This is a genomic window from Acinetobacter sp. ANC 4862, assembly GCF_004336635.1.
Lineage (GTDB): Bacteria > Pseudomonadota > Gammaproteobacteria > Pseudomonadales > Moraxellaceae > Acinetobacter.
The window spans coordinates 26,494-45,864 of record NZ_SJXH01000027.1 but is presented as its reverse complement, the minus strand read 5'-3'; the positions used below and the strand labels follow the sequence as shown (position 1 = coordinate 45,864).

15 protein-coding genes and 1 pseudogene are annotated in these 19,371 nt (G+C 39.2%); 13 read left to right on the top strand and 3 right to left on the bottom strand.

The features are described from left to right. Nucleotides 1-228: 228 nt before the first annotated feature. Both E0409_RS11880 and crp read right to left on the bottom strand, forming a co-directional pair. Nucleotides 229-1,278, bottom strand: coding sequence for an NADP(H)-dependent aldo-keto reductase (locus E0409_RS11880; RefSeq protein ID WP_131291143.1), 1,050 nt, complete (start codon nucleotides 1,276-1,278; stop codon nucleotides 229-231). Between the two features lie 192 nt (nucleotides 1,279-1,470). Continuing rightward, a complete protein-coding gene (crp, locus tag E0409_RS11875; protein WP_131291142.1) occupies nucleotides 1,471-2,178 on the bottom strand; it encodes a cAMP-activated global transcriptional regulator CRP in 708 nt (235 codons plus the stop codon). Between the two features lie 146 nt (nucleotides 2,179-2,324). Here crp and E0409_RS11870 point away from each other — a divergent pair, with 146 nt between their 5' ends. From E0409_RS11870 to E0409_RS16505, 8 genes are all read left to right on the top strand, one after another. Further along, nucleotides 2,325-2,747, top strand: a complete 423-nt coding sequence (locus tag E0409_RS11870; protein WP_131291140.1) for an OsmC family protein — start codon at nucleotides 2,325-2,327, stop codon at nucleotides 2,745-2,747. A 497-nt stretch (nucleotides 2,748-3,244) separates the two neighbouring features. Beyond that, on the top strand, nucleotides 3,245-5,827 hold the full coding sequence (gene clpB / locus E0409_RS11865) for an ATP-dependent chaperone ClpB (protein WP_131291138.1): 2,583 nt from the start codon (nucleotides 3,245-3,247) through the stop codon (nucleotides 5,825-5,827). Between the two features lie 218 nt (nucleotides 5,828-6,045). Next, on the top strand, nucleotides 6,046-6,873 hold the full coding sequence (locus E0409_RS11860) for a hypothetical protein (RefSeq protein WP_131291136.1): 828 nt from the start codon (nucleotides 6,046-6,048) through the stop codon (nucleotides 6,871-6,873). A gap of 2 nt (nucleotides 6,874-6,875) precedes the next feature. After that, a complete protein-coding gene (locus E0409_RS11855; RefSeq protein WP_131291134.1) occupies nucleotides 6,876-8,420 on the top strand; it encodes a GH3 family acyl-acid amido synthetase in 1,545 nt (514 codons plus the stop codon). A gap of 20 nt (nucleotides 8,421-8,440) precedes the next feature. Continuing rightward, nucleotides 8,441-9,610, top strand: coding sequence for a GNAT family N-acetyltransferase (locus E0409_RS11850; protein WP_131291132.1), 1,170 nt, complete (start codon nucleotides 8,441-8,443; stop codon nucleotides 9,608-9,610). Between the two features lie 192 nt (nucleotides 9,611-9,802). Next, nucleotides 9,803-10,351, top strand: coding sequence for a hypothetical protein (locus E0409_RS11845; protein WP_131291130.1), 549 nt, complete (start codon nucleotides 9,803-9,805; stop codon nucleotides 10,349-10,351). Beyond that, on the top strand, nucleotides 10,352-10,636 hold the full coding sequence (locus E0409_RS11840) for a hypothetical protein (protein ID WP_131291128.1): 285 nt from the start codon (nucleotides 10,352-10,354) through the stop codon (nucleotides 10,634-10,636). Nucleotides 10,637-10,842: 206 nt separating this feature from the next. Then, nucleotides 10,843-11,013 carry a hypothetical protein gene (locus E0409_RS16505; RefSeq protein WP_165541332.1) on the top strand — a complete coding sequence of 57 codons (171 nt, stop codon included), beginning with the start codon at nucleotides 10,843-10,845 and terminating at the stop codon, nucleotides 11,011-11,013. A gap of 509 nt (nucleotides 11,014-11,522) precedes the next feature. Here the strand turns inward: E0409_RS16505 and rlmKL are convergent. After that, the gene (rlmKL, locus tag E0409_RS11835) at nucleotides 11,523-13,727 is read right to left on the bottom strand and encodes a bifunctional 23S rRNA (guanine(2069)-N(7))-methyltransferase RlmK/23S rRNA (guanine(2445)-N(2))-methyltransferase RlmL (protein WP_131291126.1); all 2,205 of its coding nucleotides are present in this window, start codon (nucleotides 13,725-13,727) and stop codon (nucleotides 11,523-11,525) included. A 231-nt stretch (nucleotides 13,728-13,958) separates the two neighbouring features. Between rlmKL and E0409_RS11830 the strand changes: the two genes are divergently transcribed. The 5 genes and pseudogenes from E0409_RS11830 to E0409_RS11810 all read left to right on the top strand — a co-directional run bounded on the left by E0409_RS11830 (nucleotide 13,959) and on the right by E0409_RS11810 (nucleotide 19,367). Next, on the top strand, nucleotides 13,959-14,303 hold the full coding sequence (locus E0409_RS11830; protein ID WP_131291124.1) for a hypothetical protein: 345 nt from the start codon (nucleotides 13,959-13,961) through the stop codon (nucleotides 14,301-14,303). Nucleotides 14,304-14,535: 232 nt separating this feature from the next. Beyond that, nucleotides 14,536-15,552, top strand: coding sequence for an aspartate carbamoyltransferase catalytic subunit (locus tag E0409_RS11825; protein WP_131291122.1), 1,017 nt, complete (start codon nucleotides 14,536-14,538; stop codon nucleotides 15,550-15,552). A gap of 9 nt (nucleotides 15,553-15,561) precedes the next feature. Next, on the top strand, nucleotides 15,562-16,797 hold the full coding sequence (locus E0409_RS11820; RefSeq protein WP_131291120.1) for a dihydroorotase: 1,236 nt from the start codon (nucleotides 15,562-15,564) through the stop codon (nucleotides 16,795-16,797). Between the two features lie 163 nt (nucleotides 16,798-16,960). After that, entirely contained in the window at nucleotides 16,961-18,445 is a 1,485-nt protein-coding gene (locus E0409_RS11815) for an OmpA family protein (protein WP_131291118.1), read from the top strand. Between the two features lie 142 nt (nucleotides 18,446-18,587). Next, nucleotides 18,588-19,367 (top strand): annotated as a pseudogene (locus E0409_RS11810) (Rossmann-like and DUF2520 domain-containing protein). Nucleotides 19,368-19,371: the final 4 nt, after the last annotated feature.

The following is a 19,371-nucleotide window of genomic DNA, read 5'->3' as shown; positions in this document are numbered from 1 at the left end:
ACTGCCTGTGTGGTTGCGAAACTCGTTTTTTGGGCAGAGGCAATATCTTTAATTGCAGGAGCAAGTGAAGCTAGAGGATTCATATTGAGCTTTACAAGGCTATTGTAGCGTTTAATAAGACGCAGATCTAAGCCAGAGATGTTAAATTGAAGAGCATGCTCCTCAATTTAACGCAAAACATGAGAATTGTGTAGATACCTATGCCCTAAGGGAGAATGAGATATACACTTATGGGGCAGGGTTAGGCTGTTGGCGATGAATATCCTCAATACCTTGTAAAACCTCAGCGGATAAATCAATTTCAAACGCCTGGATATTTTCTTTGAGCTGATCCAGATTGGTTGCACCAATAATGGTACTGGTCACAAAGAACTGCTGTTTGATAAATGCCAAGGACAATTGTGTCAGGGTTAAACCATGTCGTTCAGCAAGTTGAGCATATTGTTCGGTTGCCCATTCGCTCTCTGGATTGCTATAGCGGCTAAAACGAGAAAAGAGTGTGACGCGTGCGTTTGCAGGACGTGCACCATGACGGAATTTACCCGTCAAATAACCGAAAGCTAAAGGTGAATAGGCAAGCAGTCCCACATTTTCATAATGGGCAATTTCTGACATGCCAATTTCATAGGTACGGTTTAACAGGTTATATGGATTTTGCACACTGACAAATTTTTCCAAGCCTAATTTTTCAGCCAAATGCAAAAACTTTAAGGTTCCCCAAGGGGTTTCATTAGACAGGCCAATATAGCGAATACGGCCTTTTTTAATTTCATCACTTAAAGCGCTTAAGGTTTCTTCTAAAGCAGTGATTTCTGTGTCTTGATGGGCTTCAGTGTTGCCATAACCGAGCTTGCCAAAGAAATTGGTTGGACGTTGTGGCCAATGCAGTTGATATAGGTCGATATAATCGCTTTGCAAGCGTTTTAAGGAACCATCTATGGCCGAGCTAATCTCGGATGCGGTAAATCGGGTTTGTCCATCACGGATGTGGCTGCCGCCTTGTGAGGGACCTGCTATTTTTGAAGCAATAAAAAGCTGATCTCGTTTGCCACGCTCTGCGATCCAATTACCCAAGATGGTTTCGGTTGCCCCTTGAGTTTCAGGTTTTGGTGGCACAGGATACATTTCAGCTGTGTCCCAAAAAAACAGACCTTGATCTAAAGCATATTCAAGTTGTTGAAAAGCCTCTGCCTGAGTATTTTGCTCACCAAAGGTCATGGTGCCTAAACAAATTTCAGGAACCAAAATTCCGGTATTGGCTAAAGGTTTGAGTTGCATAGTGCTTGATCCTTGAATTTTTATCATGAAATTTTAAATGACTTAAGGCTACCTGATTTTTTGATCAGAGTTAAAGCATGAATAGTTTTAAAGTTGTCATAAAATTTACAAAAGGATGTGAATAAAAAATGATGCATAAAAAAAGCAAACCCTAGGATTTGCTTTTTTTTATGCGCACTAAAGAATAAAAACTTATTCTTCGTCTGCAAGCTCATCTACAGCTACATTTGCATCTTCAGTTGACACATCAAAAATAAGAATGGCTTTACCATCCGTTTCGATCATGCCTTGTTCTTCAAGCGTTTTTAAAACGCGACCCACCATTTCACGAGAACAACCGACGATACGGCCAATTTCTTGACGCGTAATACGGATTTGTCGGCCATTTGGTAAAATCATTGCTTCTGGTTGAGAAGAAAGGTCGATTAAGCAACGCGCAATACGACCAGAGACATCAATAAATGCCAGGTCAGTCACTTTACGTGTTGTATTTTTTAAGCGACGAACAAGTTGAGCAAATACAGCATAGCTAAGATCTGGATACTGCTTACTTAACTCGTGGAAGTTATCATAGGTAATTTCAGCAATTTCACAGACGTCACGTGTACGGACTTCCGCAGTACGTTGTGGATTTGCTTCAAAGAGACCCATTTCCCCAAAAAAGTCTCCTGCATTCAAATACGCAACCACAATTTCACGTTCATCATCTTCACGTAAAATAATGGATACTGAACCTTTTAAAATTAAATAAAGTGATTTTGATTCAGTGCCTGCGTCGATAATTGCAGTACGTTTTGGATAGCGATTAATATATGCACGTTTTAATAATGCTTTGACTGACTCTGGTAATTGACCAGGAGAAAGTGCGTCGGTACTAAGTTGTGAAAAGCTTGCAGTCATGCTAACGGTTCCGAATATGGATAAGTAATAGATCGCACAGACCTAAAATGAACTTGTCACATAGAAGAGATGAAATTCCTTATCAACTCAATTTATGTTAGTGTACAGGTACTTCGTAAATTTATAGCTTTTTTCAGGTAGTTGCAATGCAAACAAGCGTACATTGGCTAGAGAATGTTGCTTTTGAAGCAAAATCAGAAAGTGGTCATCACATTGTCATGGATGGTGCTGAGGCATATGGTGGTGAAAACCGTGGCCCACGTCCCATGGAGCTGATATTAATGGGACTTGGTGGGTGTGCTTCCTTTGATATTGTGACTATTTTAAAGAAATCACGCCAAGATGTGACAGGGGTAACATGTCAGTTAAAGGCGGATCGTGCTGATACAATTCCTGCGGTGTTTACCAAAATTCATTTACACTTTGTCGTGACCGGTAAAGCTGTGAAAGAAAAACAGGTGGCTAAAGCAGTTGAACTTTCTGCTGAAAAATACTGTTCAGCAAGCAAAATGTTATCTGATGGTGGTGTTGAAATTACCCACGATTTTGAAATTATTGAAGCTGCGTAATAAAAAAAATTAATGGCAATTCCAGGTGAATTGCCATTTTTTATAAACAATAAAACTTAAAATTATTCTATAAAATATAGTCAGTGCAATCCTAATGCACAATTTTAAAAACTGATTTCATTATTTCACTTCTTATTTGATCAAAATTAAATCTCTAATCTTTTACTGAATCAAAGTTTGAATCAATCAAATTAAATTCGTATATAAACTAAAAGCAAATATATGGTTTTAAAATTTCACAGCTACATAGGCTGAGTAGTCCATTATTTAACCAAACATCGTGATGAAATATATTTTGAATAGAATTTAATACAGAAGATACTAAATTTAGCTTGAAAAAAGAGAAAGACATACCCATATTATAATTAAGCTTTATGTGTTGTTTTTGTTTCTTTAGTCTTTGAAAATTAAAATATTTTTTAAGAAATTATATTGAAAAATATCAAAGCATTCCCATCTATTACCCAAGTACAAAATTTGTTGTGAGGAAAATAAGAATGCGTTTTGAAAAATTTACAAATCGCTTGCAGCAAGCTTTATCAGATGCTCAATCTCTAGCAATGGGTAAAGACAATACCTCCATCGAAGGTATTCACATTTTATCGGTGCTCTTGCAGGAGCCCGCCAATATCAGCTTGTTACAACAAGCCGGGGCAAATCTACGAGATCTTCAGACTAAGCTACAACAAGCATTGAATGATGCAGCGACTATTGCCAATCCCACTGGAGATATCAATCTCAATCCTGAAGCGGTACGTGCTTTAAATTTGGCAGACAGCTATGCACAAAAAGCCGGGGATGAATTCTTATCGACTGATTGGGTATTGCTCGCTTTAGCTGAAACCGGTGCAACCAAAACTTTACTGAATAATGTAGGCGTGACATCTGCAGGCTTACGCAAAGCAATTGAAAATATTCGAGGTGGTGAAAAAGTCATGAGTAATACCCACGAAGATCAACGTGATTCGCTCAATAAATACACCATTGATTTAACTGAACGTGCCATGTCAGGTAAATTGGATCCCGTGATTGGGCGAGATGAAGAAATTCGTCGTACCATTCAGGTTCTGTCACGTCGTACCAAAAATAATCCGGTACTGATTGGTGAGCCAGGTGTTGGTAAAACTGCAATTGTAGAAGGTTTGGCACAACGAATTGTCAATGGAGAAGTGCCAGAAGGCTTAAAAGGTAAACGCGTTTTATCTTTAGATTTGGGCTCATTACTTGCAGGTGCAAAATATCGTGGCGAGTTTGAAGAGCGATTGAAAGCCGTCCTGAAAGATCTGGCTAAATATGAAGGCGAAATCATTCTCTTTATTGACGAGTTACATACCCTGGTCGGTGCCGGTAAGGGTGAAGGTGCGATGGATGCAGGCAATATGCTGAAACCTGCATTGGCACGTGGTGAACTGCATTGCGTAGGTGCAACAACGCTAGATGAATATCGTCAATTCATTGAAAAAGATGCCGCGCTGGAACGTCGTTTCCAGAAAGTATTGGTCGATGAACCGAGTGTTGAAGATACCATTGCAATTTTACGTGGTTTGAAAGAAAAGTACGCAACCCATCATGGCGTACAGATTCTAGATTCAGCCATTATTGCGGCTGCAAAAATGTCGCATCGTTATATTACAGACCGTCAATTGCCCGATAAAGCCATTGATTTGATTGATGAAGCAGCTTCGCGAATCAAAATGGAAATTGACTCGAAACCTGAGCCACTCGACCGTTTGGATCGTCGTTTAATCCAGTTAAAAATGCAACTGGAAGCGGTGAAACAGGATGAGGATTCAGTCAGTAAAGCTGAAGTGTCACACTTGGAAAAACAAATCGAAGAAGTTCAGCGTGAATATAGTGATTTGGAAGAACAGTGGATCGCTGAGAAAAGATTGGTTGAAGGTACAAGTCAAGCACAAGTGGAATTGGATAAAGCGCGTACTGCTTTTGAAAAAGCACAACGTGAAGGGGACTTGGCAGAAGCGAGCCGTTTGCAATATGGCGTGATTCCCGAGTTGCAAAAACGTCTGGAAACAGAAGAAGTTGCTGAAGAAAGTAATGAAGAGCCAAAACTCATTCGTACCAAAGTGACTGAGAATGAAATTGCGGAAGTGGTTAGTGCTGCAACGGGTATTCCAGTGGCGAAAATGCTGCAAGGCGAACGTGAAAAACTGCTTCAAATGGAAGATTTCTTACATAATCGTGTAGTTGGACAAGATGAAGCGGTAGTTGCCGTATCCAATGCGGTACGTCGTTCACGCGCAGGCTTATCTGATCCGAATCGTCCAAGTGGTTCATTCTTGTTCCTTGGTCCAACAGGTGTAGGTAAAACCGAATTGACTAAAGCCTTGGCAAACTTCTTGTTTGACAGTGACGATGCCATGGTTCGTATCGACATGAGTGAATTCATGGAGAAACATTCGGTGAGTCGTTTGGTTGGTGCACCTCCAGGATATGTGGGTTATGAAGAAGGTGGTGTATTAACCGAAGCGGTGCGTCGTAAACCTTATAGTGTAGTGTTGTTTGATGAGGTAGAAAAAGCGCATCCAGATGTGTTTAACATCTTGCTGCAAGTTCTTGATGATGGACGTTTAACCGACTCTCAAGGGCGTGTGGTCGATTTTAAAAATACAGTCATCGTCTTAACCTCTAATCTAGGTTCGCAGGATGTACGCGAATTAGGTGACAATGCAACCGATGATGAAGTTCGTACAGTGGTAATGAGTGCTGTTTCTCAACACTTCCGTCCAGAATTCATTAACCGTATTGATGAGCTGGTGGTGTTCCATTCACTGAAAAAAGCACAAATTCGTGGCATTGCAGATATTCAGTTGAATCGCTTGCGTGCACGTTTAAGTGAAAAAGACATGCGCCTTTCTGTGGATGATAGTGCCTTTGATCAATTGATTGATGCTGGTTTTGACCCTGTGTACGGTGCGCGACCATTGAAACGTGCAATTCAACAGCAGGTTGAAAATACATTGGCTCAAAAAATCTTGAGCGGGGATTTTCTAGCCGGTGACACAATTTTGATTAAAGCTGAAAATGGTCATCTTGAGTTTGAAAAAATGAAATTAAGTTAATCACTTGCATAAACCAAAAGATAAAAAAACCCAGCCTCGGCTGGGTTTTTAATTTTTACGTTTGTCGTATTTATTGTTTAGATACGTAAAGCTAATTGCAATTTATCAATTCATAGTTCTACTATTGCATTTGAATCTACAACTTGGATGTGTAGATCATGGCTTTATAAAAAACAAAAAAAGTGCTTGCTGGATAGCAAGTGGAAGGGATAAAAACTATGTTGGAATTTAAGCTTTTACGGCAATTGAAAAAGGAGCCGTATAGTCAGTATAAACATACCGGTAATGTGACAATACAAGAAATCAAGCGTATGTATGATATTTACCAAAAATATTATGCCAATACCCGTTATGAAATTTTTGAACGTGATTTTTTAGAAAAAACCGGTGTTTTCTTTATTATCGAACCTAAAAACAAACAAATCGTCGGCTTCTCTACGGTGATGGAACGTGACTTCGTGGTCAACGGTAAAGCTCGCCATGCCTTTTTTAGTGGTGACACGATTATTGAGCAAGCTTATTGGGGAAATCGGGCTTTAACGCGTGCCATGTACCGTTATATTGTTAGCTTTAAAATGCGTTATCCACTGACGCCAATCTACTGGATATTGATTTCTAAAGGCTTTAAAACCTATTTGTTGCTGGCAAATAATTATTATAGTTATTATCCGCACTACGGTGAAAAAAATTCGCATTTACAAGATTATGTCGATTCCTATTGCCGACAATATTTTGCCGAATATTATGATAAATCCTCAGGTCTACTGAATTTCGGTGAAGATTATCAACCTTTAAAAGCAGACGTTGCACCCATTACCAAAGAATTACGCGAGAAAAACACCAAAATCGCATTCTTTGAAGAGAAAAACCCAACATGGGTGGAAGGGACAGAATTACCCTGTATCGGTGAACTGCGTTGGAGCGATTTATATCGCTTTATTAGCCGCTTCATGAGCAAAAATATAAGTGTGGGTAAAGTGGAAAGCCAAATACCACAAAAGCGTCCATTACATATTGCTTTGGATTCAGATTCTAAGGTGGCGTAACTATGGGATTGCTGCTGTCAGCTTCACATCAAATACTTGAATTCGCCTGCCGAAAAGCATTTCAGCGTTATCGGCAGCAAGCGAATGATTTAGAAACGGTACAACGTCAAAAGTTGGATCAGTTCTTAAAGCAGCATACTTCGCAAAGTCTGAGTTATGAACAGTTTGTAGAGAAATATCCACTCACCCATTATAGCCATTGGAAAGAAAAAATTGAACAGTCTCGCCAAAGTGACAAAAACTGTTTGGGGTCGGGAAAAATTGTTCGCTTTCAACCCACCAGTGGTTCAAGCGAAGCGCTGAAATTTATTCCCTATACGCAAAGTTTTTTAAATGAATTAGACGAAGCCATTGGTTTATGGCTCACTAATTTATATCGTGAATATCCACAATTAAAAAATTCAACCCATTATTGGTCGGTGTCATGGTTACCAGAAAGCCAACGTAAACTTTTAGAAAACAGTAATCTCAATGATGACAGTGCATTACTCAATGTTTCAAAACGTGTTTTAAGTAAAATTACTCAATCTGTGCCGGCTGAAATTGCTTTAGCAGCTTCAGCAGAAGATGCGATGTTTGCGACCGCCGTGTTTTTGGTTGCAGATAAAAATCTAGGCATGATTTCAGTGTGGAGTCCGACTTTTGCACTGCAATTATTGGACGTGATTGAACAGAGTCAAAATGAAATTGTGAAAGTGCTGAGAACGGGGCAGTGGAAGCGCCGCAGTCTGGATTATTTAAAAGCACCACAATCCTCAGAGCAAAGTTATAAATTACAACGCCTTGATTTAAAAGACCCAACTGCTTGGAAAAATCTTTGGTCTAAATTGACCTTAATTTCCAGTTGGGATACAGCAAGTGCTGAACGTTGGGCCAAACATTTACAAGATCGTGTAGCGAATGTTGCTTTTGAGGGGAAGGGCTTATGGGCAACAGAAGGCGTAGTCACAATTCCTTTTAATAATTGTTATCCACTTAGCTATCAGTCACATTTTTATGAATTTTTGAATGTGGAAAGTGGTCAAACCGTACCTTCATGGGGGCTTAAACAGGGTGATATTGTGAGTCCTGTTATTACTACGGGTTCTGGACTGATCAGATATGTGATTAATGATGAACTTGAAGTGACCGGTTTTTATGAGAAAGTTCCATGCTTTTTGTTTTTAGGACGAAAAATGACGGTCGATTTGGTGGGTGAAAAAATTGATCAAATGGCTGCTCAGAAAATATTAACGACATTTCAGCAAGAGGATTATGTTCCAGTTAGTTTATTGGGAATCGAGTTTTGTGAGATTAAAAAGCCTCACTATGTTTTATTAAGTGAAGGTAATTTAGCCAAGCAACCTTCAGTAGCAGAATTAGATGAATTGTTAAAAGAAAATTTTCATTATGAATTGGCACGAAATTTAGGTCAGTTAGATGAACCTGAGGTCAAACATGTAGATGATGCTTGGCATTACTATAAAACCTTAGCAATGCATAATGGAATGATCGAAGGGAATATTAAACCTGAACCTTTGAAAAAAATGAAAACAAAAATAATTTAAGTATATTTGAGTAAAACTATATGAGTTTAAACGTATTGTATGCACAAAAAGATAATGATAACCAAATTTATCGCTCGAAAAATGAACCGAATTTTTTGGTGCGCTCCGCTACAGAGGCAGATGATGAGCAACTGGTGCAATTGATTGCGGAAACCATGCCAAGCAACTGTATGACCTGGGCTTTCGAGCGTTATCCAAGTTATCTCAGTGCCAGTCATGCACAGTATAATTGTCCAGATATCAAGTTGGTTGTACCTGAGGAAAATCCGGCACAAGTGGTTGGTATGATGAATCTCGGTTGGCGCTATTGTTTTATCAATGGTCAAGCAGACTTATTGCGTTATGTTGCGGATTTGCGCATGCATCCTAAGCACCGCGGCAATAAAGTGCTGCGTCTACTGATGGACTATGTCTATGACGAAATTCCACTGAATACTATTTTTGAAAGTGTGGTTTTAGAAGATAATACCGTCGCATGTAATATTTTACACAATGAGCGTAAAGGTTTTCCCGAACCGTTTCATTATGATGATATTTGTACCTTTACGGTGTCACAAGCGCAGAAACCAGCACAATTTAAGCAATATCATTTTCAGAAAATGAATGCGAGCCATATAAATGAAGCCAATGCATTTATCTTGACGATGAAACAGTATTATAATTTTTTACCGAATTATGATTTTTCAGGTTTGGTGGAATCGAATCATCCCTTTTGGTTGGGCATGAATATCAATGATTTTTATCTCATATATGACCAAAATAATCAAATTGTCGGTCTGTATGGTTTGTGGAATCAAAAAGCTTTTAAACAAACCCGTGTTGTCGATTACTCTTTGCCCTTAAAAGTCATTAAGCCTTTTTATAATGTCTATGCTGGCATTCGAGGTGTCTTGTCATTACCGAAAAAAAATGATGCCTTTGAATATTTGATGATTCATAGTGCTTTATGCCATCCTGAGCAACAAGAGGTTTTCGCCAGTCTGATTTTCCATGCTAAGCAACAGACTAAATTGCGTCATAAACAAGCCTTTTGTATTACCTTGGCAAATAATGACCCACGTATTCATTGGATGGGCAATACCACCTCTCATGTGATTCAAGCCAAGCATTATTTCCATAGCTTTAAAGGCAATCCCTATACCAGCTTTGATCGTAATAAAATCAGTTATTTTGAAGTGGGACGTATTTAATTGGTATTCAGGATGCCCCAATCATGCAATGTGATTGGGAGTGGAGCGTTATTTGAAAAAATTATATTAATTTTCATTTTTTAACTTATACTTGTTTGTAAAATAAGCAAAAAATGAGACATGTAATATCAAAAATAATGTGGGGGTTGGGTGGTTTGGTTGTATTGGCAACGGCTGCTATAGGGGGGAAATTTGTATGCGGATAAAAGTTTAAATTCGTATTATCAGCAGAATCAAAAAACCAATTTAGTTTCAATTCAATATAAAAATTTTAATATGGGCGCAATGCAGGGTTCTGCAGACTGGGCAGCTCAATTGTCATTTGATCCATGTAAACCTAAAGATGTTTTGATGCTAACAGGCACGGATGAAATTAAACGTAGTTGGAATGGTTATCATATTGAATCGAAAATTAATTTACAGCAAGGCAATGAAGTTTTTCAAAAAATACTCAAACAGCCTTTAACTGCCCAGACCAAGATTGACTGGTTAGGTGTGGTACATTCCTCATTGACGACACCAGTTTTTGAAAAAAACGATGCGGATATACAAACCCGAATTGATTCAATGATTTTTAAAATGGATGCAAAATCCAAAGACAATCAATTAGAAATACTCAATGCAAAACTTCAAATACCAAATATGACCGTTAGCGATAAATTGGGTCATGTACAGATGCGAGAAGTAGAGTTTGAAACCACTCAAGGTTTAAATTCTAGCTTTGATGCAGGGAAAACCTGATTGAATATTGCTTCGATTAAACGTACCGATCGAAATATACAGCAATTTGGTAGTGGTGAATTTAAAGATTTTGCTTTGGTGATGAATACAGGTATTGATAAACACACGGTAAATTTTGATACTCAACTGAATATTAAAGAAGTGGTCATGCATAAAATACCGACTTTTCAAAAGTTGCAAATGAATTTCAATCTGAAAGCCCTGAATAAGCAAAAAGTACAAGCTTTCTTTAATTTATTGGAAAAAAATAGTGCAGTGTGTGTAGCTAAAGAAGAGTTACCTTAGGAATTGGCTGATCACCTTTTATCCATTGTAAATGAAGGTTTTACTTTTGAATCGCAAAATAATCAGATTAAGTTGGGTGAAGGGTATGCTAAAGCAAGCTGGAGTGGCAAGGTAATGCCCAGTCATCATCTTCATTTGCTAGCTTGGTTAAAATAGCACCCAGTTTAGTCGAGTATCAGGCGAATATTGAATATGATAAACAAATCATGAAAACTCTGATGAGTAATTACTTGCAACGAGGCAGTAAAACATTATCTGATCAAGAACTTGAACAAATGCTTAATGGTATGCAGCAAGCGATGCAAGCCAAACGAGATGGTGATGTATTAAAAATAGGTATTGAATATAAATATGGTGAAAAGAAATTTTTAAATTAAGAGCTGAGCTTAAAAAAGGCTGCTAAATGTGCAGTCTTTTTAATTGCAGAATATCGGGAAATACCGAAAGCAGATCGTTGTTGTATATAAAAATTGCTAGCGTTCATGCTGAATAATAAAAAGGAAAGTCCGTCATGAAGATGAAAAATAAAAAAAAGCTTTTATCGACCGTCTCGAAAAAAATTAGTTGCCATGAATTTGCTACTGATCATCTGTTTATGGTCTTATGCAGAAGTTCCTTTAACGGAACATGAATTGTCAGAACAATCAGGGAATTAAAAAACAGAATATAGAGGAAACGGCATTATCTGATTATCAGATGCAGAAGAAGAAAGCGGCTGAACAATGAATGTTGAATGAAAGCAAGCTGGTACTCATTCAACTATTCGCTTATTAGATTCAGTGAATCAATCAGATAATTTACGAATGAATTATTATGAAGGTATTACCATTGAGATGAAACGATAAATCGTTTCATCTCAATGTGTATTATTTCATGCAAAGCATCATTAGATTGGATGATGCTTAATTTTCCATGCTTTATGGATTTTGGTATTGCGTTTGAAATCTGGACCAATGGTTTCACTGGTAATTTCTTGCACATCAAACATGGCCTGAACTTCTTCATCCATCTCAAAACCACGATAGTTATTCGAGAAGTATAAAGTTCCTTCTGTGGTTAAACGGTTCATGGCACGTTTAAGCAATGAATTGTGGTCACGTTGTACGTCAAAAGTACCGTAGAATTTTTTCGAATTTGAGAAAGTTGGTGGATCAATGAAGATCAGGTCATATTGTTCATGACCTTCTTTTAGCCATTCAAAACAGTCACTCGAGAAGAATTGATGTTGTTCATCAGCATGATCAACCGTCAAACCATTAAGTACAAAGTTTTCTTTAGACCAATTAAGATAAGTATTCGATAAATCGACACTTGTTGTACTTGCTGCACCACCTAAAGCTGCATGTAAGCTGGCAGTAGATGTGTAGCTGTACAAGTTCAAGAAGTGCTTGCCTTTCGCTTCAGCAGCAATGCGTAAACGCATTTGACGATGATCGAGGAACAAACCAGTATCGAGATAGTCGGTTAAATTGACTAAAATTTTAGCTTTGCCTTCTTGAACGATAAAGCGTTTAGAAGCGGTACTTTGTTTTTCGTACTGAGTTTTACCTTCCTGACGGGCACGGGTTTTAATAAAGATCGCGTCACGACCTAAACCAGTCACCGCACGAATAGCCGCCAAAGCCAGGTTAAAGCGTTTTTTTGCTTTTTCAGGATCAATAGTTTTTGGCGGTGCATATTCTTGGACATGCAGACGATCACCATACAAATCCACTGCGACATTAAAGTCAGGTAAATCTGCATCGTATAAACGTAAGCAATAGATATTTTCTTTAACAGCCCATTTTTTCAAGGCTTGCATATTCTTTTGCAAACGGTTGGTAAAGTCTTCAGCACCTTCAATTGGCTCAAACTGTTGCGGTTGCCAAGTCGCTAGGAAGGGCTGGCTCACAGTTGCAGGTTTGATCGTACCGAAACGTACATAAATAGGAAGCTTACCATTCATCAAACGCAAAATTTGCGGATCATTGAATGCAAGTACATCGGCTTGTTCAACTTGTGCAGCAATCACTGCAGCGTATTGATTCGGGAAGTTCTTTTGTAAAAGCGCTGACAACCCTAAGTACAAGGCACGGTTAGAGGCTTTTTCACCTAAACGCTCACCATACGGTGGGTTGGTGACAATAAAGGAAGTTTTTCCTTCAGTGTGGAAATCAGGCCAATCTGCAAGGGTACGTTCTTCAATCTTGATTTGATCGAGTATTGATTCAAAACCGGCTGCAATAATATTTTGCTTGGTCGCTTTCACAGCTTCCCAGTCCGCATCATAAGCATAGAATTGAGGGAGTTGTTTTTCTAATCCTGCTTGATGACGTTCAGCTGCTTCAGCTTTAATCGACATCCATAAATCATGGTCATGACCATTCCAGCCATTGAAACCAAAACGACGGACTAAGCCAGGTGCACGATCGGTGAGCATCATCAGTGATTCAATGATGAATGTCCCTGAACCACACATTGGATCTAAAATAATGTCTGGATTGCGTTCAACTAATTTGGCTTTTTGCAGAATTGCGGCTGCAAGGTTTTCTTTAATTGGGGCATCGGTCATGAAATGACGATAGCCACGTTTATGTAAAGAATCACCTGATAAATCTAGGCAATAGGTATGCTGAGTTTTACCAGCAAGCACATATAAAGTAATTTCAGGTTGTTTAATGTCGATGCTTGGGCGTTTGCCTACAGCTTCCATAAAGGAATCGACCACACCATCTTTCACACGTAAGGTTGCGAATTGACTATTTACTTTAATGTCGCGTTCAACGTGTAAACGAATGGCAAATGTACTTTGTGTTGCAAAAACAAGTGACCAGTCAAAGTTCATTGCACCTTCGTACAATTCTTCAGCCACGTCACGTGCATCATGGGTGAACTCTAATTCATGGGTATGAATAGGAGTCAGTACACGAGAGGCTAAACGTGACCACATACAAATACGGTATGCATTTTCTAGCGTGCCTTGGAAAACTAAACGTCCTGGAAAGCGTTCAATATTTTGAACACCTAAACCTTCCAATTCTTCTTGGAGTAAGGTTTCAAGCCCATCTGCACAGGTGACCCAGTATGTAGAAAGACGTAGTTTCGAATTCATGCAAATTTCCAAAAGCAGCTAAGCAATCTACTATTTTAACGTATTTTAGTCCTGAAAAGTTTTTAAATTATGGCAAAGCCTGGGCTTGATGGGGAAATATCTGATTTTTATCTATTAAGCCTGCCTAACTGGTATGTATTTTGCTAACAGAATGCCTTTATTGGTTATGAGTCATGTGATTTGGACTGTAACCGCTATTTTCAATCGGTTTGATTTGATCAGGGGTATTTAATGAAAGACACAATGCAGACTGGGTTTGTGAGCAATTCTGAATCTTTTTCTATCGCAACACTGATTTATGCTCGATTAAGACGTGTAACAGGGCGAGTGATCGATGTGATGTATCTGGTGCAAAATCAGGCATATGCCAAATATGTGATTGATCTTGCTTTATCTGCGAATGATTCAGAGTTACAGCGACAAGCGGAACGTCTACGTTGCTTAATGGTGTTTGACGTTGAACCTGATCAAATTGAGATTAAGGAAGAAATAGCAGAAATATATGAAACAGAAGTAACAGAAGAAGAAATTTATAAAGCACAAGTGTCACATCACTATATTGGTGCATTACGCTAATTCTTCAGGCTCTAAATACTGCTTTGATTTAGAGCCTAATTTTAATAAATTAAAAATATATTGAACCTCATCAATAAGATGTTTGAGCAGCTCAACGGGTAAAACTAATCGCTTACTTTTAATTAATAAATTTACATGACACGTAAATAGTCACCGAATGCTGAAAACTTCAACTGCCAACAACAGGGGAATATCTGTATAATAGTTCAACTTAACTGAACGGGAATCTCTCATGCACTTGGCGGCATTGCATACTCCGAGCCAGATTCAACTCAATCAACAGGGTAATCTCAAACATTTCTTGACCATTGACGGTCTTTCTAAAGAAACCCTGACCAAAATTCTTGATACAGCCAATTCCTTTTTTAATGATCAAAATCAATTGATAACGACTCCTTTATTAGAAGGTCGTACGGTCATGAATTTGTTCTTTGAAAACTCTACCCGTACCCGTACCACTTTTGAAGCAGCAGCAAAACGTTTATCAGCCAATGTGTTGAATATCGATATTGCACGCTCAAGTACATCAAAAGGTGAAACATTACGAGATACTTTGTGGAACCTTGAAGCAATGGCAGCGGACATTTTCGTTGTTCGTCATTCATCTTCAGGTGCAGCACATTTTATTGCACAAACCGTTTGCCCGCATGTTGCGATTATTAACGCAGGCGATGGCCGTCATGCACATCCGACTCAAGCAATGCTGGATATGCTGACCATCCGCCGTGAAACTAAAAAGCCATTCGAAGCTTTAAGTGTGGCCATTATTGGTGATATTAAACATTCACGGGTGGCACGTTCAGATGTGGCGGCATTGCAAACTTTAGGCTGTAAAGACATTCGTGTGATTGCGCCGAATACCTTGCTGCCTTATGGCTTTGAAGAATATGGCGAAGATGTTCGTCTGTTCAATGACATGGAAGCCGGGATTAAAGATTGCGACGTGATTATTACTTTACGTATTCAAAATGAACGGATTGATTCTCCAGCGCTGGCTTCACAAGCTGAATTCTACAAAATGTACGGTTTGAACAAAGAGCGTTTGGCGATGGCGAAGCCTGATTGCATCGTGATGCATCCGGGTCCAATGAACCGCGGTGTGGAAATTGATTCCAGTATTGCTGATGGTCCGCAAGCGGTCATTTTGCATCAGGTGACCAATGGTATTGCTGTGCGTATGGCGGTACTGGCACTGTCTATGCAAGGTCAGTTGCAAGAAAAAGGTTTAATTGAAGCGATTGCGGGATAGGGTAAAGTCATGAGTATTGTAAAAATTGAAAATGTCCGTGTCTTAGACCCAATCAAAAAAACGGATTGCGTACAAACAGTATTTATCGAAAACGGCAAACTGGTTTCAGAAACAGATCAGGTAAGTGAAAGCATTGATGGTCAAGGTCAATGGTTAATGCCAACCATGGTCGATTTATGTGCACGTTTACGTGAACCTGGTCAGCAACAACACGGTACTTTAAAATCTGAAGGAAAGGCCGCGCGTGAAAACGGCATTTTGCATGTCTTTACTCCGCCAGACTCAAAACCGATTGTACAAGACAATGGTGCGCTGATTCATGGCTTGGTTGAAAAAGCCATGCTGGATGGCGGCATTTATCTACAAGTGATTGGTGCACAAACGCAAGGTTTGCAAGGCAAACAGCCTGCAAACATGGCAGGCTTGAAAAAAGGCGGATGTACGGCTGTTTCGAATGCCAATGCGCCGTTTGCTGATGATGATGTAGTGATTCGTACCCTTGAATATGCTGCAGGCTTAGGCATGACCGTCGTGTTCTATGCAGAAGAACATCAAATTGCCAAAGATGGCTGTGCGCATGAAGGCTTTATTGCTTCACGCCAAGGCTTGCCTATGATTCCTGCATTAGCTGAAACCGTCGCAATTGCTAAATATTTACTCATGATTGAAGCAACCAAAGTGCGTGCACATTTCGGATTGTTATCTTGCGGTGCCTCTGTTGAATTGATCAAAATTGCCAAAGACAAAGGCCTGCCTGTCACTGCTGACGTGGCGATGCATCAATTGCATTTAACCGAAAGTTTAACTGATGGTTTCAACTCTTTGGCACATGTACGCCCACCATTACGGGCTGAAAAAGATAAGCAATTATTACGTCAAGGCGTAAAAGACGGTGTGATTGATGCGATTTGTACCCATCATGAACCGCTCAGCAGTTCTGCAAAATTAGCACCATTTGCCGAAACACAACCGGGTATAACTGCTTTTGATACCTATGTTGCATTTGGTATTCAACTGATTAATGAAGGACTATTTGAGCCTTTAGAGTGGGTTGAAAAAGTGACCCTTGCACCTGCAAAAGTCGCGAATATGGTTGATCGCTGGGCTGAGGAATCGGGTTGGGCATTGGTTGATCCTAAGCTTGAATGGATGGTCTCAAAAGAGTCAATTCTTTCACAAGGTAAAAATACGCCGCTCATTAATCAAAAAGTTATAGGTAAAGTGGTTCAAACTTTTGTGGCTTAATTGATTTAATATTTTTTTATGATTTATAAAAGTCAGCTTCGGCTGGCTTTTTTATTGCTGGAAAATAATAGTATTCAAATAATACAATTAATTACACTGTATAAAAAATGAGCATATAAACTAAAAAATGCACGTAATAAAACGAGAATAAGAGGAATAATGGATGAATACTAATTTGATTGATTTACTCAAGCAGAAAGTATCTGCAATTGTCCTTGAAGGTGAAACAGAATATCTCAGCGAGAAGAGTCAGGCATTAAGCAGTTTTTTCCCTATCCTTTTGTCACTTTTTAAATCTAAGCCAGAGCTTGTTAAAAATTTACAAAGTCAATTAAATCCGAGATTGACTGATATCTTTGCCACACATCCCGATTTAAAGCAGGAGTTTTTAGAACAGGTTTCTGGAACAGTCCCGACTGGTGCAATTGAATCTACTTTAAATCGCTCAATTTCGCCTACACTTGGCTTTTTAGAAGCGGAAGCCGGTTCTTCTGAACCAAGTGCGATTGCACATCTTATTGAAAGACATTGGTCAGCAGTGTCGAGTGCGTTGCCACATTGGGCTACAGCACTTTTAAGCGCTTTGGGTGTGGGTATTGCATCCGGGCGTACTTTGCACCAAGCTCCCGAAGCTGAACCGTATAGAGCAGTTGAGGAAAAAAAGAAATCGAAATTTCTCTTGCCACTGATTGCTTTCATTGTTTTAGCTGCACTACTGGCTTTAATGTTTAAAGCCTGCTCGGATAAAAAACAAACTGAGCCAGCAAGTGGTGTGCCTGCACAGACTGCAACCAGTGAGCCAGCAAAATTGCAACTCAGTACCGGCTCAACAGGAGATTTAACAACTTGCCAGTTGTATTCTGGCAATGCGAGTTATATCGATATTCTGCAAAAAGAAATAAAACAAATTTTTAATCACAACAACGGTTGTGGTGTGGAAACGAATGCAAGCTACCATACCGAATTTATTGATCAAGATGCCATTCCAAGTGTATTGAAATTGGTGAAAGGTGTTCCAAATGCCTCATTAACCTGGATGGGTGATCAATTGTCTATTCAGACCGCTAATCCGGCTGATGCAGAGCAATTGGCAGCTAAAATTCGACCACTGGTTAAAAATATGACAGTCATGACGCAAGCAGCTATCGCTGCTTCTGCACCTGCTGATAGTACTACTGCAATAAGTGCAGGTAATACCAATGCAGAAAAAGCCTTGGCAGAAATTAATCCAGAGAATATTCGTGCATTAGATATAGCAACTGCACTGAACATGCAAATTATCAATTTTGATACCGGAAGTAGCAATATTCCTGATGCCAATAAATCGATTTTGGATCAAGCAGCTGCACTGATTAAGCGAGCATCACATGTGCAGTTAACGGTTAAGGGTCATACTGATGCTGTGGGTAATGCTGCAGCAAATAAAGCATTATCGCAAAAACGTGCGCAAGCGGTTGTAGATTACCTGGTGAAACAAGGTGTTGATCCTGCACAGTTACAAGCTGTCGGGTATGGTTCGGAACAGCCTGTTGCTGATAATGCAACCCCTGAAGGTCAGTTTAAAAATCGCCGTATTGAGTTTGAAGTGTTAAATACCGATACGGGTGTGGTTCGTGATGTGGATGAGCAAGGGATTAAAAAACAGTAAATGTATAGTTTTCATAAAAATCCCTGTATCACACAGGAATTTTTTATAAGACTTCTTTTAAATGGTCATTAAATAAAAGGACGAATTGATTCGTCCTTTTTTTATTGGCATGCTGTGGTGAATTGTAAAACGTGAAAATATTATGCGTATTAGTTTTATTGGAGCAGGACGGGTTGCCCATCATTTGGCTCATACCTTAAGCCAGCATCATTAAATCATCCAAATCTATAGCCGCAGTTTCGAGTCTGCACACACTTTAGCGGCGCAAGTGGGTGCAACTGCAACAGTGAATATCTCAGAAATAAATTCTGAAATTGATTTGGTGGTGATTGCGGTAAGTGATCAGGCGATTGCATCAGTGATTGCAGAAGTTCATCAATACTTAGCTGATGTTTTGATTGTGCATACCTCGGGCAGTACAGATATTGAGGTCTTGGCAAAAGTTCATGCACGTGCTGGTGTTTTTTATCCTTTACAAACCTTTAGTTTGGATCGGGAAATTCCTTGGTCAGATACACCGTTATTTGTAGAAGCCAAGTCTGAAGATGATCTGTTTTTATTAACAGAACTCGCCAATCAATTGAGTCGTCGAGTTTATCAATATAGCTCGGCACAGCGTTTAAGTTTACATTTAGCTGCTGTTTTTGCCTGTAATTTCAGCAATTATTGTTATGATATGGCGAAGCAGATTGTCGATGCGCAGCAGGTGGATTTTTCCCTGCTTTATCCATTAATTTTAGAAACTGCCAATAAAGTGACGCAGAATGAGCCTAAAAGGATGCAAACTGGACCGGCGATGCGGGGGGATCAAAATATCTTGAATATGCATCAGCAGATGTTAGAGGATGCTCACAGAGAAGATTTAAAAAATGTGTATAAGCTGATGAGTCAACAGATTTTGCAATCGCATGATCCTCAATAGTCAC

What these genes read in the sequence shown, in the direction of transcription:
- E0409_RS11880 (WP_131291143.1), bottom strand. Translation starts at nt 1,278, where the DNA reads ATGCAACTCAAACCTTTAGCCAATACCGGAATTTTGGTTCCTGAAATT.
- crp (WP_131291142.1), bottom strand. Translation starts at nt 2,178, where the DNA reads ATGACTGCAAGCTTTTCACAACTTAGTACCGACGCACTTTCTCCTGGT.
- E0409_RS11870 (WP_131291140.1), top strand. Translation starts at nt 2,325, where the DNA reads ATGCAAACAAGCGTACATTGGCTAGAGAATGTTGCTTTTGAAGCAAAA.
- clpB (WP_131291138.1), top strand. Translation starts at nt 3,245, where the DNA reads ATGCGTTTTGAAAAATTTACAAATCGCTTGCAGCAAGCTTTATCAGAT.
- E0409_RS11860 (WP_131291136.1), top strand. Translation starts at nt 6,046, where the DNA reads ATGTTGGAATTTAAGCTTTTACGGCAATTGAAAAAGGAGCCGTATAGT.
- E0409_RS11855 (WP_131291134.1), top strand. Translation starts at nt 6,876, where the DNA reads ATGGGATTGCTGCTGTCAGCTTCACATCAAATACTTGAATTCGCCTGC.
- E0409_RS11850 (WP_131291132.1), top strand. Translation starts at nt 8,441, where the DNA reads ATGAGTTTAAACGTATTGTATGCACAAAAAGATAATGATAACCAAATT.
- E0409_RS16505 (WP_165541332.1), top strand. Translation starts at nt 10,843, where the DNA reads ATGAAAACTCTGATGAGTAATTACTTGCAACGAGGCAGTAAAACATTA.
- rlmKL (WP_131291126.1), bottom strand. Translation starts at nt 13,727, where the DNA reads ATGAATTCGAAACTACGTCTTTCTACATACTGGGTCACCTGTGCAGAT.
- E0409_RS11830 (WP_131291124.1), top strand. Translation starts at nt 13,959, where the DNA reads ATGAAAGACACAATGCAGACTGGGTTTGTGAGCAATTCTGAATCTTTT.
- E0409_RS11825 (WP_131291122.1), top strand. Translation starts at nt 14,536, where the DNA reads ATGCACTTGGCGGCATTGCATACTCCGAGCCAGATTCAACTCAATCAA.
- E0409_RS11820 (WP_131291120.1), top strand. Translation starts at nt 15,562, where the DNA reads ATGAGTATTGTAAAAATTGAAAATGTCCGTGTCTTAGACCCAATCAAA.
- E0409_RS11815 (WP_131291118.1), top strand. Translation starts at nt 16,961, where the DNA reads ATGAATACTAATTTGATTGATTTACTCAAGCAGAAAGTATCTGCAATT.